The sequence below is a fragment of the Aurantivibrio infirmus genome, assembly GCF_054767315.1.
Map to the genome: position 1 here is coordinate 146,102 of NZ_BAAFSK010000003.1, position 15,902 is coordinate 162,003.

At 42.4% G+C, this 15,902-nt stretch carries 14 protein-coding genes; 7 read left to right on the forward strand and 7 right to left on the reverse strand.

The features are described 5' to 3' along the window. Window positions 1-10 precede the first annotated feature (10 nt). From hflD to ACYUCY_RS07465, 5 genes are all read left to right on the forward strand, one after another. Window positions 11-658, forward strand: a complete 648-nt coding sequence (gene hflD / locus ACYUCY_RS07445) for a high frequency lysogenization protein HflD (RefSeq protein ID WP_460226225.1) — start codon at window positions 11-13, stop codon at window positions 656-658. 82 nt (window positions 659-740) lie between these two features. Then, complete coding sequence (gene purB, locus ACYUCY_RS07450) at window positions 741-2,108, forward strand: adenylosuccinate lyase (protein WP_460225839.1); 1,368 nt, start codon at window positions 741-743, stop codon at window positions 2,106-2,108. A gap of 42 nt (window positions 2,109-2,150) precedes the next feature. Further along, window positions 2,151-3,392: a JmjC domain-containing protein gene (locus ACYUCY_RS07455; RefSeq protein ID WP_460225840.1), complete on the forward strand. Its 1,242-nt coding sequence runs from the start codon at window positions 2,151-2,153 to the stop codon at window positions 3,390-3,392. A 14-nt stretch (window positions 3,393-3,406) separates the two neighbouring features. Beyond that, the gene (locus ACYUCY_RS07460) at window positions 3,407-3,838 is read left to right on the forward strand and encodes a GNAT family N-acetyltransferase (protein ID WP_460225841.1); all 432 of its coding nucleotides are present in this window, start codon (window positions 3,407-3,409) and stop codon (window positions 3,836-3,838) included. A gap of 22 nt (window positions 3,839-3,860) precedes the next feature. Continuing rightward, entirely contained in the window at window positions 3,861-4,367 is a 507-nt protein-coding gene (locus ACYUCY_RS07465) for a DUF7931 domain-containing protein (protein WP_460225842.1), read from the forward strand. 18 nt (window positions 4,368-4,385) lie between these two features. On the opposite strand, the gene fabD is transcribed toward ACYUCY_RS07465, so the two are convergent. The 3 genes from fabD to ACYUCY_RS07480 all read right to left on the reverse strand — a co-directional run bounded on the left by fabD (window position 4,386) and on the right by ACYUCY_RS07480 (window position 8,609). Further along, window positions 4,386-5,234 (reverse strand): ACP S-malonyltransferase, encoded by an 849-nt coding sequence (fabD, locus tag ACYUCY_RS07470; protein WP_460225843.1) that lies wholly within the window; start codon window positions 5,232-5,234, stop codon window positions 4,386-4,388. A gap of 45 nt (window positions 5,235-5,279) precedes the next feature. Beyond that, the gene (locus ACYUCY_RS07475; RefSeq protein ID WP_460225844.1) at window positions 5,280-7,454 is read right to left on the reverse strand and encodes a malate synthase G; all 2,175 of its coding nucleotides are present in this window, start codon (window positions 7,452-7,454) and stop codon (window positions 5,280-5,282) included. A 216-nt stretch (window positions 7,455-7,670) separates the two neighbouring features. Next, window positions 7,671-8,609 carry a LysR family transcriptional regulator gene (locus tag ACYUCY_RS07480; protein WP_460225845.1) on the reverse strand — a complete coding sequence of 313 codons (939 nt, stop codon included), beginning with the start codon at window positions 8,607-8,609 and terminating at the stop codon, window positions 7,671-7,673. Window positions 8,610-8,788: 179 nt separating this feature from the next. Between ACYUCY_RS07480 and ACYUCY_RS07485 the strand changes: the two genes are divergently transcribed. Continuing rightward, entirely contained in the window at window positions 8,789-10,378 is a 1,590-nt protein-coding gene (locus ACYUCY_RS07485) for an isocitrate lyase (RefSeq protein WP_460225846.1), read from the forward strand. A 115-nt stretch (window positions 10,379-10,493) separates the two neighbouring features. Here ACYUCY_RS07485 and ACYUCY_RS07490 read toward each other — a convergent pair whose 3' ends face one another. Together ACYUCY_RS07490 and ACYUCY_RS07495 are read right to left on the reverse strand one after the other, a co-directional pair. Beyond that, window positions 10,494-11,549, reverse strand: coding sequence for a GNAT family N-acetyltransferase (locus ACYUCY_RS07490; protein WP_460225847.1), 1,056 nt, complete (start codon window positions 11,547-11,549; stop codon window positions 10,494-10,496). A gap of 4 nt (window positions 11,550-11,553) precedes the next feature. Further along, window positions 11,554-12,666 carry a GNAT family N-acetyltransferase gene (locus tag ACYUCY_RS07495; protein ID WP_460225848.1) on the reverse strand — a complete coding sequence of 371 codons (1,113 nt, stop codon included), beginning with the start codon at window positions 12,664-12,666 and terminating at the stop codon, window positions 11,554-11,556. A gap of 268 nt (window positions 12,667-12,934) precedes the next feature. On the opposite strand from ACYUCY_RS07495, the gene ACYUCY_RS07500 reads away from it, so the two are divergent. Beyond that, a complete protein-coding gene (locus ACYUCY_RS07500) occupies window positions 12,935-13,177 on the forward strand; it encodes a hypothetical protein (protein ID WP_460225849.1) in 243 nt (80 codons plus the stop codon). Here the strand turns inward: ACYUCY_RS07500 and nfuA are convergent. Together nfuA and asnB are read right to left on the reverse strand one after the other, a co-directional pair. After that, a complete protein-coding gene (gene nfuA, locus ACYUCY_RS07505) occupies window positions 13,152-13,736 on the reverse strand; it encodes a Fe-S biogenesis protein NfuA (RefSeq protein WP_460225850.1) in 585 nt (194 codons plus the stop codon). The genes ACYUCY_RS07500 and nfuA overlap by 26 nt on opposite strands. Window positions 13,737-13,895: 159 nt before the next feature. Beyond that, window positions 13,896-15,863 (reverse strand): asparagine synthase (glutamine-hydrolyzing), encoded by a 1,968-nt coding sequence (gene asnB / locus ACYUCY_RS07510; protein WP_460225851.1) that lies wholly within the window; start codon window positions 15,861-15,863, stop codon window positions 13,896-13,898. Window positions 15,864-15,902 lie beyond the last annotated feature (39 nt).

Below are 15,902 nucleotides of genomic sequence, written 5' to 3' on the forward strand. Positions count from 1 at the left end.
GAGATACACTTTGCAAGAAAAATTAAAAAACGAAGTCATCGCTTTAGCCGGAATTTTTCAAGCGACCGCTCTCGTTGAAAAGCTGGCGACCACAGGTTATTTACCCAAAGAAGAATTTAAGACTTGTATTGACTGCCTGTTAGAGCAAAACCCTGCCTCAACTCTAGACACTTTTGGAACACTCGATAACTTGGAATTAGGTCTTCAGATTTTGATAGAGACTCTGGGCGGGCTCAGAAAACAAAACTCGCAGCAAGCCCTTCGTTATGTGCTTGGTATTTTTCATCTACAAAGCAAACTCAGTGGCAGAAAAGACCTCCTCGATATTATTCATAGCCGGCTGAACCAGACCAATATGCAAGCCCGACATTTTTGTAGCACCCACGATAATGTCATTGGGAATCTCGCAGATATCTATGTTGATACAATTAGTAAATTTCGTTACAGAATTCATGTTCGCGGGGAAGCCACCTATCTTCAACAGCAACGTGTCGCCAGCCAAATTAGAGCGCTTCTTTTCTCGGCAATTCGATCGGCAATACTATGGCGTCAAGTAGGCGGGAGGCGCTGGCATATATTGTTCTATCGTCAACGCCTACTGACAACCGCGAAAGATTTACTGGCGCAAATAAAATCCGGGAAATCATTCTCAGATTAAAGCAATTTAACTATTCTATTGGTACAATATCGCCCTTCTCGTTTCGCTCTCAATTCACACTTTAACGGCAAAAGAAAACAATATGGAACTCAATAGCTTAACCGCAATCTCCCCTATCGACGGCCGCTACGCCAGTAAAACAAGTTCTTATCGAGAAGTGTTTAGTGAGTTTGGACTAATTCATTGCCGCGTTAAAGTTGAAGTGCACTGGTTGCAATGCTTGTCCTCATTGGCTGGAATTGACGAGGTGCCAGAATTATCCAGCGTCGCCAACAAAGTGCTAAGCGATATAGTTACTGATTTTTCGGAGACTGACGCACAAAGAATTAAAGATATTGAATCCACGACGAATCATGATGTAAAGGCAGTGGAATATTTCATTAAAGAAAAAATTTCCGGCAATCAAGAGCTCAATCGTATTTCTGAGTTTGTGCATTTTGCTTGCACCTCGGAAGATATCAACAACCTATCTCATGCGCTCATGTTAAAAACCGGGCGAGATAAGGTTCTACTTCCCCAAGCCAAAGAAATCATATCTAAACTTCGCACTCTCGCGCATGAATTTTCGGAGCAGCCCATGTTGTCGAGAACGCATGGTCAAACCGCGTCACCAACGACAGTGGGCAAAGAGCTCGCCAATGTTGTCGCTCGACTTGAGCGCCAATTAATACAAATCGAATCTGTAGAAATTCTTGGTAAAATTAACGGCGCTGTGGGCAATTACAACGCACACCTTTCTGCCTATCCAAATATAGATTGGCAAAAGAATGCGAAAGATTTTGTAGAAAGCTTGGATTTAAATTGGAATCCTTATACAACCCAAATCGAACCTCACGACTATATTGCTGAATTATTTGATGCTATTTCTCGCTTCAATACGATTTTGATCGATTTTGATCGAGATATTTGGGGATACATTTCTTTAGGTTACTTTAAACAAAAAACAAAAGCGGGCGAAATTGGGTCTTCAACCATGCCTCACAAAGTAAATCCGATTGACTTTGAAAACTCCGAAGGCAACCTAGGAATAGCAAATGCTGTATTTTCCCATCTTGCGCAAAAACTTCCGATTTCGCGCTGGCAGCGAGATTTAACCGATTCTACTGTGCTGAGAAACATGGGCGTTGGCTTTGCTTATAGTGCCATAGCTTATAGCTCAACCTTAAAAGGCATAGACAAACTAGAACTAAACCCCTTGCGGCTTTTACAAGATTTAGATGAAGCCTGGGAAATTTTGGCGGAGCCCATTCAAACGATCATGCGGCGCTACAATGTTGAAGAACCTTACGAAAAGCTAAAAGCGTTAACGCGAGGCCAAAAAGTAACCGCGAAAATATTACTTGAGTTTGTCGACGCTCTCGACATCCCCGAAGATGCAAAAAGTGCAATGCGAAAACTAAGACCGGAAAGCTACATTGGCAACGCGACTGAGCAAGCGAAAAAAATATAAAGATTGGTTTATAACATACTGGATCAGGCAGCTGAATTAACAATGAAAAACACTAGCTCTGCCCCAGTGATAAATTTCGGACCAATCGATAGAGATACTTTTCTTCGCGAGTATTGGCAACGTAAACCATTACTAATTCGCGGCGCCTTTCCAAATTTTCAATCAACAATTAACCCGGATGAACTCGCTGGACTTGCCATGGAAGAGTTCGTCGAATCCCGCCTAGTATTCGAAAATCTAAACGGGTCTCCTTGGCAACTCAAGCATGGCCCATTTAGTGAGCAAGACCTAACGACTTTACCAAAAAGCGGATGGTCTCTTTTAGTTCAGGGAGTCGATTGCTTTGATGACGACACCAATGCGATTTTAAACAATTTTAAATTTCTTCCTAATTGGCGCCTCGATGACATCATGGTAAGTCTCGCGCCAGAAGGAGGCAGTGTTGGACCACACTTCGATCATTACGATGTGTTTTTACTTCAAGGTAAAGGTTCTCGACGCTGGAACATTGGTGAAATTTGCGATAAAAACTCTAAGACACTTAAAAATACTGAACTTTCAATACTGGAAAATTTCGAAAGTATCGATGAGTGGTTGCTTGAGCCAGGAGATATGCTCTATCTCCCTCCGAAAATCGCGCACTGGGGAATTGCAGTTACCGAAAGTATTACCTACTCCATTGGTTTCCGTTCTCCGTTAACCAGTGAAATTATTGGTGGTCTCGTCGATGATATATTACTTAACTTAAACAACGACGCGCAATTTAAAGAACATGAGAAACTTTCAACATTCAATTCTCGTGAAATATCATCTTCCGTTATTAACGATCTAGAACAACTTGTCATCAACACCTTGTCAGATAAAGAAACCATTACATCGTGGTTCGGCAGATATATGACGAGGCCTAGATACCCAGAGCTCTTCAATAACAAAGAGAATGACGATAACAATGATAAAGCTTTATTAACATGTGACGAGCTTTTGGCGATTATCCAGGCGGGAAATATCAGCGAAATAATTCAAAGCCCAGGCAGTCGATTTAGTTTTAGCACTCGCGATGGTGATAGTTGTTATCTTTTTGCAAATGGTCAGGAGTGGTTAGTTTCAGAGTTCTTTGCTGAACTTATATGTTCTGGAGGTATCATCCCTACAAGCGATATAGATCCTTTGCTAGCTGAGCACGACTCGAAAGGATGTTCAGCAAACAATTTGCAAGCACTTCATGAACTGATTAATCTTGGCTATTTAATAATTCCATACTATGGCTTTCGAGAGACTGAATAATACGGGCTTTAATCATGAACGAAGATCATATAAAAATTGAAACGGTGAGCTGGGACGAGCATCAGCACAACTTAAAAAAAATTCGCCATCAAGTATTCGTGATCGAGCAAAAAGTCCCTCTAAATGAAGAGTGGGACAATCTCGATGGAGACGCCAAACATTTTCTAGCCTTTGACGGAAAAAACCAAGCGATCGGAACTGCACGTGTTTTACCTAACGGCCAAATCGGCCGTATGGCAGTATTGAAACAATACCGCAGGCACGGTATCGGCAAGAAAATTCTAGAAGCGATTTTCGCCTATCACCTCGCAAAAGGCTTTGGCAATTTGTTTTTACATGCACAAGTTAAAGCCATACCTTTTTATGAAGATTCCGGTTTCGTTGTGACAGGTGAAAGCTTCATGGAAGCAGGCATAGAACATAGAACGATGGAATTAAAAAAATAGCTTTAACATTCTGGAGCTAGTAATGACAGAAACCGTTTCACCTACCGATGACAACTTGATACTCCTAGATGGACTGGGCTCCTACTCTAAACACGCGAATAAAATACTCGGTGACGCCCGCCGTGAAATTGTCATTCTCAGCAATAAATTAGATTTCTCTCTTTACGACCAAAGCAGTATCGCCGAGCATATTACGCAAGTTATTAGAAACGATAGAAATGCCAAGGTTAAAATATTAATTAAAGATATTCGCCCACTTATCGAGCGTGGCCACCAGCTATTAAATCTAGCGCGTCGCCTAAGTAGTAAAGTGAAGCTTCGGAAACTATTGATCGAACCAGAGAACGACAGTCACGCTTATCTTATCGCAGACAATTCTCGCTTACTTTATCAACATGATGATGAAGAACACGTCGGCTTCGTGAATTACAAAGCGCGTCCAGAGGCAAAAAAACTACTTAGGGAGTTTACATATCTGTGGGAACAACACAGTGATGAAGACCCATCACTGCGCAGTTTAGTTATCTAGAATAAAACGAATAGTAAGCTAGTCGATTTGTTTGATTAACTTAGTTAACACCTTCCCCGGCCCCGCTTCTTCGAAAGTGTCGACACCAGCTGCTTTCAGATAGCGAATCGATTGGGTCCATTGAACTGAACCAGAAATTTGCCTTACTAACAAACCTGGAATTGCGGAAGCACTCTCGTACGGCTTACCCGTTACGTTTGCGACCACTGGTGTTTGCAATTCTGAAAATGAGAAGCCTGCTATAAATGCCGCGAATTCCTCCGCGGCACTTTTCATATACCGAGAATGAAAAGCTGCACTTACGGGCAACACTTTATACAACTTAGCACCGGCCTCTTTAAAAATCGTTTGACCTCGTTCAAGTTCCAGAACCGGACCGGATAAAACTGTCTGCGCCGGTGAATTAAAATTCGCGATATCGACGGCATCCAAACCATGCTCGACGAGTAATTCTCGAATTTTTTCCCCATCGATTCCAATGAGCGCCGCCATACCGCCGTCTTTGGCTTGAGACATTAACTCTCCGCGCTTTTGAACCAGCTTCAAGCCTGACATAAAATCAAAGGCACCTGCGGCTAGAAGCGCGTTGTACTCCCCTAAACTATGACCAGCAAAATAACTCGCAGTTATTCCTTCTGCTTTTTTGGAGAAATAATGCAAAGCATTCGCTACGTATAAAGCCGGTTGCGTAAATTGGGTTTGATTTAATTCTTCATTGGGGTCGTCTAGACACAAGCGACGCATAGAATAACCAAGTAACTCATCAACCTCAGATTCGACGCGAGCATATTCCGGAACTGAGTCGAATAATTCAGATGCCATGCCCTTCGATTGAGAGCCTTGACCAGGAAATACCAACGCTAACATCTACCACACCCCTTAATGAATTTTCAAAAGTTTTTGCGGAAACACTTAGGCCTGTGCTTTCAGCTCAATTCGTCGCGCATGCAATCTAGGCTCTGTATAGCCATTTGGTTGTCGCGTACCGTCGAACACTAAATCACAAGCGGCCTTATACGCAATACTTGTTTCAAAATTCCCCGACATATTTTGATACAAGGGATCACCCGCGTTTTGCTTGTCGACAACTTCAGCCATTCTTTGCAAGGTCTCTTGTACTTGCTCTCGACTGACAACACCATGGTGAAGCCAATTAGCGATATGCTGACTAGAAATGCGTAAAGTAGCGCGATCTTCCATTAAACCAACGTTATGAATATCTGGAACTTTAGAACAGCCCACGCCCTGATCGATCCAGCGCACGACATATCCCAAGATGCCCTGAGCATTATTATCGAGTTCTTGTTGAATTTCTTTCGCTGTCAGACTTGAAACATCAGCCAAAATCGGCAAAGTTAAAATATCATTTAATTTTGCAGGCGCTCTAGATTTTAATTCATTTTGCCGAGCCACTACATCAACTTGATGATAATGAATGGCATGCAATACCGCTGCTGTTGGTGAAGGAACCCACGCGGTATTTGCGCCCGATTTTGGATGCGCAATTTTCTCATCCAACATTTTCGCCATCAAATCTGGCATAGCCCACATGCCCTTACCTATTTGTGCCTTGCCTTGTAAACCACAGGCTAAACCGACGTCGACATTGTTATCCTCATAGGCTTTGATCCACGCGGTGCCTTTCATTTGTGATTTTGGCAACATCACTCCCGCTTCCATACTGGTATGAATCTCGTCGCCGGTACGATCAAGAAAACCCGTATTAATAAACGCAACGCGCTGCTTTGCTTCGCGAATACAGGCTTTCAAATTTACCGTTGTTCGGCGCTCTTCATCCATGATACCCATTTTTATCGTATTTTCTTTTAAGTTCAGTGCAGTTTCTACAGCGGCGAATAAATCGCAAGCAAATGCCACTTCTTCCGGACCATGCATTTTTGGTTTAACTATATAGATATTTCCATTTCTCGAGTTCGTCAGGGCATTTTTCTGCTTTGTATCAACACTTGCAATCGCGCAAGTAACCATCGCATCCATAATCCCTTCATAAACTTCCTCGCCATTTTTATCGAGGATGGCGGAGTTTTGCATTAGATGGCCAACGTTTCTCACGAACAAAAGACTTCTTCCGTGCAGAACCAAATCGCTGCCATCAAGCGCAGTGTATTTACGATCCTCATTTAATTTTCGCGTGGTTTTTTTACCACCTTTTTCAAAAGTTTCTTCAAGATCACCGAAAACTAGTCCCATCCAGTTTCGATAGACCTCAACTTTATCTTCGGCATCAACCGCCGCCACTGAGTCTTCGCAATCTTGAATCGTTGTAATTGCAGCTTCCAGCACTACATCTTTTACGCCAGCTTTATCGCTTGCACCAATAGGAGAATTTGCGTCGATTTGTATTTCTAAATGCAGACCATTATTTTTTAATAATATTGATTGTGGTGACTGCTCAGCACCTACAAAACCCTGCAGTTGATTTTCATTTTTCAACGAGGTTTTTTCATTTGCCGACAAGGTAACGGACAGGCCACCGTTTTCAATTTGATAAAGCGTTGCATCCCGATGTGAACCCTGCTTTAAAGGCACTGCTTGATCCAAAAAATTCTTCGCGAAGGCGATAACTTTCTCACCGCGCACAGGATTGTATCCGCCGGCTCTTTCTGCGCCATCATCTTCAGAGATTGCATCCGTTCCGTATAACGCGTCATACAAACTTCCCCAGCGCGCATTAGCAGCATTGAGGGCAAAACGTGCATTTTTAACCGGAACAACGAGCTGAGGACCAGCTTGTAAGGCTATCTCAGTATCAACGTTCTCGGTGGTAATGGTGAAATCATCACCCTCATCGACCAAGTATCCGATCTCATCGAGAAAAGCCTTATAAGATTTTGCGTCATTGCCTTGCTCTTTATGGGCCACGTGCCACGCATCAATTTTTTCTTGAATATCGTCGCGTTTTTTCAAGAGTGCTTTATTTACAGGGCCAAATTTATTAATAATTTCTTCAAAGCTTTGCCAAAATGTTTTTTCGTCGATTCCTACTTTCGGCAATGCTTCTTGGTTAATAAAATCGGCAAGTTCTGACGAGACTTGTAATCCACCAATGGTGATTCGCGATGACATGATGAGTAATACCTTATGAATTTAGTTGCGATGTTGACTGGTTTAGCACTTAGAGAAAAACAGCTCGAATCAAAACGATCGAGCGCGGCCAAATAACAGGACTTAAATCGAGACGAAGTTTATCGATAAGAGGACTATTTCTCTAGTGATTCGAGTTAATGATCGCTATTGGCAAGGTGAATGTTTCAGGTTTTCGAAAAACATAACTGCCAGAAGCTATACCTGCTTACCTACGCTGGTAACCAGTCGGCGCATCCATTGATGAGCAGGGTTGTGCTGTAACAAAGGACTCCAGGCCATTTTTAATTCAAACGAAGGGATTTCAAACGGTGTGTCTTTGATCACAATACGCGGATTGTTCTTTTGAAGCTCAGCGGCCTTGCGCGGGATAGTAACGACCAGGTTCTTTTGCTCGGCAAGTAACATTGCCGCCTGATAATGACGGGTAAAAACTGAAATTCGTCGCTTCACACCTTGCTTGCGCAGCACTTCGTCAACCCAGCCAAGACGCTGTTGATCTTTAGGATTGATTCCCACGCCGACGCCCATTCCTGTCTTACTAACCCATACATGCTGAGCTCCCAGATAAGACTCAAGGTCAAAACCTGAAGCGAGTATTGGGTTGTCCGCGCTTAGCAAACACGCGTAATTATCTTCCCAAACAGTGGTTTGATGGAAGGATTGCGGCATGCTGTCAAAGCGGTTGATGACCATATCAACTCGGCCCTGCTCTACATCCAAGAAACTCACATCACTCGGTGTGAGGATATCTAAACTCACTTCCGGCGCCAGCTCCTGAAGCTCTCGAAGTAATCGGGGAATTAATGTCGATTCGGTGTAATCACTCGCCATTATCCTAAACACGCGGTCACTGGAGCTAGGGTCAAAATCATTCTTGGGCTGCACGGCCTTTTCGATATCGCTGAGCACATCTCTTACCAGGGGCGCCAACTCGCTGGCCCGCTCAGTGGGGGTCATCCCCTCGCTAGTGCGTACTAACAATGGGTCATCAAAAAGTTGCCGCAAACGACGCAGGCCATTACTCATGGCGGGCTGGCTAATTCCTAACTGATTTGCCGCTTTGGTGACGTTCCGTTCTCTGAGCAATACATCGAGGTAAACCAATAGGTTTAAGTCAATTCTATTGATATTCATAAGCTATTCTCTTGAATGAAATTGAACATGCTTTATTCACTTGGCCAATAGCGAAGATAAAAAGTATAAATTAGCTAAATCATTGCACAGTTTATAGACTCTCTCAACCAAAATTTCGGGCCGCTGTTTTTTTATACTACGGCTATTTTCATCAGCAGATAGATTTGAAGGAAACCATCATGTCAGCCTATGCGAACGATATCGACAATCTCGCCAGCCTAATCAAAGAAAACAAAACTTGGGCAGCAATCAACCCTGAATACGCCGCACGTATGCGAGCTCAGAACCGCTTCAAAACAGGCTTAGATATCGCCAAGTACACCGCGAAAATTATGCGTAAGGACATGGCAGACTACGATGGCGATAGCGCCAAATACACTCAGTCTTTAGGCTGCTGGCATGGCTTTGTTGGACAACAAAAGTTGTTGGCCATCAAAAAGCATCACGGCACGACTGATAAGAGATACCTATACCTTTCTGGATGGATGGTTGCTGCATTGCGTTCAGAGTTCGGCCCCTTGCCTGACCAATCTATGCATGAAAAAACCTCTGTCGCTGATCTTATTGAAGAACTCTACACTTTCTTGCGCCAAGCCGATGCTCGCGAGCTAGGTCATTTATTTCATGACCTAGATGCAGCAAACGAAGCGGGTGACTCTGCAAAAGCAAAAGAAGTTCAGAGCAAAATTGATAATTACGAAACGCATGTTGTACCGATTATTGCAGATATCGATGCTGGTTTTGGTAATGAAGAAGCAACTTATCTACTAGCCAAAAAAATGATTGAAGCTGGTGCTTGCTGTATTCAAATCGAAAACCAAGTTTCTGATGAAAAACAATGTGGCCACCAAGACGGTAAAGTTACCGTTCCACATCAAGACTTTCTTTCAAAAATCAATGCGGTTCGCTACGCCTTTCTCGAACTGGGCGTTGATGATGGTGTTATTGTTGCCCGCACAGATTCGCTAGGTGCCGGCTTGACCAAGCAAATTGCTGTTACTAAAGAAGCCGGTGATCTTGGCGATCAATACAATAGCTTTTTGGACGTTGAAGAAATCGATCCTTCACAAATGAAGAGCGGCGATGTTGTATTAAATCGCGACGGAAAACTTGTTCGACCTAAACGTCTACCTAGCAACCTTTACCAATTCCGTAAAGATACTGGCGTCGATCGCGTAGTTCTAGATTGCATAACCTCACTTCAGAACGGTGCGGACTTACTTTGGATCGAAACTGAAAAACCTCACGTTGGACAGATCGCCGACATGGTTAATCGTATTCGTGAAGTCGTTCCAAGTGCGAAATTGGTTTATAACAACTCACCTTCGTTCAACTGGACTTTGAATTTCCGACAGCAGGTATTTGACGCATGGTCCGCAGAAGGCAAAGATGTTTCTGCCTATGATCGCGCTAAATTGATGAGCGTTGAATATGACAGCTCCGAACTTGCAGTAGCGGCTGATGAGAAAATTCAAACCTTCCAAGCTGACGCGGCGCGCGAAGCGGGTATTTTCCATCATTTGATTACGTTACCGACTTACCACACGGCAGCTCTATCAACTGACAATCTTGCCAAAGGCTACTTCGGCGCTGAAGGTATGCTTGCTTATGTTGCTGGCGTACAACGTCAGGAAATCCGTCAAGGCCTCGCTTGTGTAAAACACCAGGATATGGCTGGTTCTAACATGGGTGACGACCACAAAGAATATTTCTCTGGCGAAGGTGCACTGAAAGCTTCGGGTAAAGACAACACCATGAACCAGTTTTAGATCACCAGTCTAAACTAACCACATTTATCGTTATTAGTTTTTAACCCAACACTTTATTGATATGGGTAAAGAGTCGCCAAGGCGACTCTTTTTTTATGCCTGAAATATGAGCTTGTTATAAATTTCTGAGCCGTGATCGCAAAGAATAAGCCAACGCCAAAACTCCGCTAAGCCAAGAGTTCAAAAATATGTGCGTTGTTTGGATTAACTTTCGTTCTGGCCACAAAGTATTAATAAGATAATTATTCGGAGAGGTGCATGAGTCGACTTGAATATCTTTTAAAAGACTGAGTTTTTTTAGTATTTCTAATTCAAGTATTTTTCCTGGTCCAATGTTACGAAATTCTTCGTTATAGGCGGTTTTCACTTCAAAATATCGATTACCAGAAACAAAACGAAACGCGACAGCCAAATCGACGTCATCTATTCTTAATACTTGAAATTCTATCGTGTTACTCTCGCTACAGTTTTTAGCAATTTCTTGATAATAATTATAGGTGTTGTACTCAGACAATATCGCACTGCGATTCCTACCTTTCCAGCCACTTTTTTCTAATTGTGTATAGCGATTTAAACCATCATTAATATTATTATGTTCTTCATATATTAGCTGCCCATCCAACTCTTTTGCTCTTCTTAAAACTCGTCCATGTTCTCGTTTTTTCTTACCTGACAAAGATGCCAAGTGCGAATCGATTGATTCTGTGTTCAATATCGCCGCTCGCTTTTCCAGATATTTATACGTTCTTTTTCGGCCGGAAGGAATTAATTCAGGTGAGTGCCAAGGCCAGGAACACCAAGTTAAACTTAGCTCTTTACAAAGGCGATCCAATACACCAACAACATTAACCTGAGATAGCAGCAACGGATCTGTCAAATAACAATGGTCGTGCTTCCAAACGCTCAAAATCGAAAAATGCATCACCCACTTTTCAATAGCGACTGGGAATAGCCCCACGAGTCTGTTATCAGAATCCAGTATCGTAACGATATAAATTTTTTGATTTTTATCCAGATGACGTAAGGCTGGCATTAGGTTCCAGCGCTCATAGAATGGGTTTGCATAAATAGAATTAGCAGCTAAATCATTCCAGCTATGCGCGTCAACCTCTTCGACTTCACTTCGATCATGAAGCTTTACACTGAATTCGCCTACACTTAACTTCTCCAAAAATTCAGCCCCGATTACTCAATGGCGACAACTCAATCATCTGTTTTAGTTTTCGCTTTAGAAAGCGAGCTATTCTTATAGCTCGCGTAAACGTACCGGTATTTAAAATTTCTATATGTTGCGTTTTTAAAATCTTATCCGACCAAGCATTTAAATAACTCGCGAATCCGCTTAAGAAATCGCCATACATATAAGGAGACGCGAAAAAATGTTTCAAAAACAAACTGGTACTTACCATACCTGGCGAATACTTTTTAAAGTCCTCGTCATAACATCCGTGACTAAAAAATACTTTATCATCTTGACAATACGCGATCTCAGCTGAAACAGTTACCTTGTCAACCATTAAAAACCCAAATATGATTTTTCTTTTTTTTCCGCAACGTTCAAACAAATATCGATGAAATTCATTGCTAGTAGGATTTTTAGTTATTCCAACTTGCCCTTTCTTCCAGCTTTTTTGCTCCAGAGCCGTATAGAGTTCAAAACCTTTTTCCCAGTCTTCATCGATAATTTGAAAGCTTAGTCTTTCCCCATAATCTCTTTCCATAGCGCGTATTTTTTTGCGCATTTTGGGATGTGCTGAAGAAAATTCGTCCCAGTCCCTCTCTAAGCTAATAATCGGTCCCTCTCGACATTGGGATAAGGTGGACTGGAAACCGAACTCATTACAAAGTTTGGGCAGCAAACTTGTTTCGTAAGATGCCTCCTCTAGCTCCAGCAAATTTATCGCATGCCAATTTCGTGATGTCACTTTGAAATAAAGAAAAAGAGCACGCCATGCCGAATCCGAAAACCCGTCTTTAATTACCGGAAAAGGTTTGTCTGCTTCTTGTAGGGCTGTATATTCAATTGCGATCGCTTTAAAAAAATACCACCGAAAGGTGGTTTCTTCGAAAGGGAAAAACGCTACTATTTCATTACTTTCTACTTTACGAACTAAAAACAATCGCATATCTGCTTCGTTTTCAAGCAAATAAACAAGGGCGCTATAGATAAAGTCAAAACTATTATAAAAAGACGGATTAGTTGAATCCCTATGTAGGCTATCCCATTCTTTTTCTAAGGGTAGCACTTGCTCACGATCCTTTATGCACTCAACCCTTAACTGTTCCAAATGTAAATCATCCACAAAATTAGTAATAAACTACGCGTTCGAGAATTTAAGTCTCGTTTGTTTTCAAAGATGTTATTTGTCGTTCAGGATCCTAGATCCTTATAAAGCCCTAGTGGTATTGCAAAGATTTTTGGTACCAGAGGTAAATTGATACCCCGATGTTTTACTAGAGTTAAACTTGCCAATTAAACACCAACTGTCAGACACCCTCCCAATAGATAATATTTCTTAATTGGTAAGATTTCCTATTTGGAAGATTTTGTCGTAAATGTCGAGAGAAGTAAATCTACAGATGCCGGATAGATACCAGCGCCGACGATTGGAAGAGTGGCTAGGAAAGGGGAATAGCGGTAATAAACATCACACGAATCGAAATACCGCCGAGCCATTGAATGATTTTTTACTTATATTTCAATGGGTTAAGGTGTTGATGCGCAATAAGACTATTAAATCGCTGGATCGCTACTTAGCACTATGTGTAGTTATTAGTAGTATGCGTTTGACTTATTAGAATGATCCGTCACGTCACGGACGCCTTTCACACCGGGAATATTACTCATCAATGTAGATTCGACCCCGTTTTTCACCGTGATATCAATAGCGCTACAGCCTTGGCAACCGCCGCCAAATTCAAGCACAGCATATCCATCGTCGGTGAACTCAATCAAGCTTACTTGGCCACCGTGAGCTGCTAAGCCAGGATTGACTTCATTGTAAAGAATGTAATTAATGCGATCTTCTATCGGGCTGTCATCGGTGACTCTCACCATTTTAGAGTTTGGCGCACGAATCGTCAGCTGCCCGCCCATTCGATCCGGGGAATAATCTACCGAGGCCTCTTCAAGAAATGGCACACTCCGCGCTTCAAAATGCGCTTTAAACCCATTTAACTGAACCACAACGTCATCTTCTTGTTCTTCACCAGGGCGACAATAGGCAATGCATGTCTCCGCTTTCGGCGTACCGGGATTCGCGACAAACATGCGGATAGAAATATCCTCAGCATCCTGTTTATCCAACAAACCTTTTAAGTAGGTTTGGGCGGATTCGCTTATTTTTACATTAACCATTGAATGTATTACCAAAGAACAAAGACATTAGAAGGGTGACTGGACGATCAGAAAAACACTGAGCATCACGATCAAAAACAGGCGCCATTTTGGCCAGCTACACACAATATTACAACCATGAATTACCTGTGGCTTTAGCGCTTCATATCTAGCGGCAAGCTATCGCATGCGTTGTAAAGGTATTCGATTATCGACATTAAAGTGAGCGCTAAAATCCTCAATAAACTGTTGATGCCAGCATTGAGTCGACAAGATTGACACCAGGGCCATATTGTCTTTATTCCCCACTGCTCGCCCGGCTTTTATCTTCTTCACCAACAAGCCCACTCGCTTACTATCGAAATAGGCGTACTCATTAATTTTGGAATCGCTGAGTAGGTAATTGACTAACTCTGACCCACCTTCGTTAAAGAAGGAAGGAATCATGGGGGCTCGATAAGGTTGCTTGTAACGCTTAACCGTACTGCTTGGCAAATATTGTCTCATTGCTTGTTTTAAAACATATTTTTCATTCAAGACTTTCATCTTCAATTTTGGATGAAGTGTATTTGCGTATTCAATCACTCGATGATCCAAAAATGGGAAACGCCCCTCAACAGAATTTTTCATTAACATTCTGTCACCTTGGGAATTGAGGAGATAGCCCCCCATCAGCGTTTTAATTTCTAAATATTGTGCCTTAGTGAAATAGGACCAAGTATTAAAATCTTTAGGAAGCGTTTTAACTAAATGTGAATCAGCATCTACATTGATCTTATGGCTAAAGCCCTCACCTAAGAAGTTTTTTACTTTTGACGTTGTACCGATTCGCGTTTGATGAGAAAACAAGGGGTCCGATGGGTTATCGACACCAGCACCAAAAAAATTGCTTAAATATTTATTGGTATTCCCTTGGGATAATTGTAAATAAGGATAGAGCCGCTTGACTAACAGAGGCCGCCATTCTGATGAAGGATTACGTGACCAAAACTGCCTCAACTTAGTTTCTTTGAAAATGTCGTAACCACCAAAAACCTCATCAGCACCCTCTCCGGTCAGCACAACTTTTATATTATTTTCGCGAACCAGGCCCGACAACAAGCCCATTGGTACCGGAGCAGTACGCGTGATCGGCGCTTCAGTGTGCCAAATCGAGCTAGCGAAATTATCGGCAACCGCGCGATTTGAACATCGAACGCTTCTGTGATCAGTAGACAAATGATCAACCATTATTTTTTGGTGTTCTTGTTCATCCAGATCAGCGTCATCAAATGTTAACGAAAAAGTTCTTAATGGCGCATCGGAATAATTATGAATCAGTGAGGTGATTGCCGAGGAATCCAAGCCCCCAGATAAATACGCTGCGACAGGTACATCAGCGCGAAGTCGTATTTTTGTTGCATCGAGCAATAGGTCGTGAACGGTAGTAAAAGCATCTTGCTCTGAAACCGAGTCATATTCACCGGCTGCTGGAAAACTGAGATCCCAGTAGGTGCGTTTCTTCAGCTCGCCATTAGAATAAATCGCCATCTCTCCGGGAGAAATTTCTTGGATGTTTTCAAAAATAGATTGCGGAGATACCGGCGCCCAGAAACTTAAAAGTTGATCTAAGGCATTAGCGTTCATTTCCTGGCTTCGTTGAGTTCCAGCTAAAATCGCCTTGACTTCAGAACCAAACCAAAGTCCTGACTCTGTTAAAGAGTAAAATAACGGCGCTATGCCGACTCTATCCCGAACTAAAACGGCTTGCTGTTTATTGGTATCCCAAAGACAAAATGAAAACTGGCCATTCAGGTGCTCAACAAATTCCAAACCGTATTGTTCGTAAAGATGAATGATAACTTCAGTATCTGTCTTGGTATAAAAGCGATGACCGAAGGAGAGCAAGGTATCCCTAAGCTCAATATAATTAAAAATCTCGCCATTAAAGGTAAGCCAAATAGTTTTATCTTCATTATGTATCGGCTGCTGGCCAGTAGAGAGGTCAATAATACTCAGGCGGGTATGAACTAATAAAGCACGTGAATCAGAGTAATAGGCTGCGCCATCCGGCCCACGATGCTGTAATTGGAATGCCATACGCTCCGCAGTTTCTTGCGGGGTATTAATCGCATCTCGTCCCGAAATATAACCCGCTATGCCACACATATCTCAACGTCCAAAACTTATATACGAAACACCAGCACT

Excerpts from the sequence above, each read along its gene's own strand:
- purB (WP_460225839.1), top strand. The coding sequence starts at position 741 with ATGGAACTCAATAGCTTAACCGCAATCTCCCCTATCGACGGCCGCTAC.
- ACYUCY_RS07455 (WP_460225840.1), top strand. The coding sequence starts at position 2,151 with ATGAAAAACACTAGCTCTGCCCCAGTGATAAATTTCGGACCAATCGAT.
- ACYUCY_RS07460 (WP_460225841.1), top strand. The coding sequence starts at position 3,407 with ATGAACGAAGATCATATAAAAATTGAAACGGTGAGCTGGGACGAGCAT.
- ACYUCY_RS07465 (WP_460225842.1), top strand. The coding sequence starts at position 3,861 with ATGACAGAAACCGTTTCACCTACCGATGACAACTTGATACTCCTAGAT.
- fabD (WP_460225843.1), bottom strand. The coding sequence starts at position 5,234 with ATGTTAGCGTTGGTATTTCCTGGTCAAGGCTCTCAATCGAAGGGCATG.
- ACYUCY_RS07475 (WP_460225844.1), bottom strand. The coding sequence starts at position 7,454 with ATGTCATCGCGAATCACCATTGGTGGATTACAAGTCTCGTCAGAACTT.
- ACYUCY_RS07480 (WP_460225845.1), bottom strand. The coding sequence starts at position 8,609 with ATGAATATCAATAGAATTGACTTAAACCTATTGGTTTACCTCGATGTA.
- ACYUCY_RS07485 (WP_460225846.1), top strand. The coding sequence starts at position 8,789 with ATGTCAGCCTATGCGAACGATATCGACAATCTCGCCAGCCTAATCAAA.
- ACYUCY_RS07500 (WP_460225849.1), top strand. The coding sequence starts at position 12,935 with ATGTCGAGAGAAGTAAATCTACAGATGCCGGATAGATACCAGCGCCGA.
- nfuA (WP_460225850.1), bottom strand. The coding sequence starts at position 13,736 with ATGGTTAATGTAAAAATAAGCGAATCCGCCCAAACCTACTTAAAAGGT.
- asnB (WP_460225851.1), bottom strand. The coding sequence starts at position 15,863 with ATGTGTGGCATAGCGGGTTATATTTCGGGACGAGATGCGATTAATACC.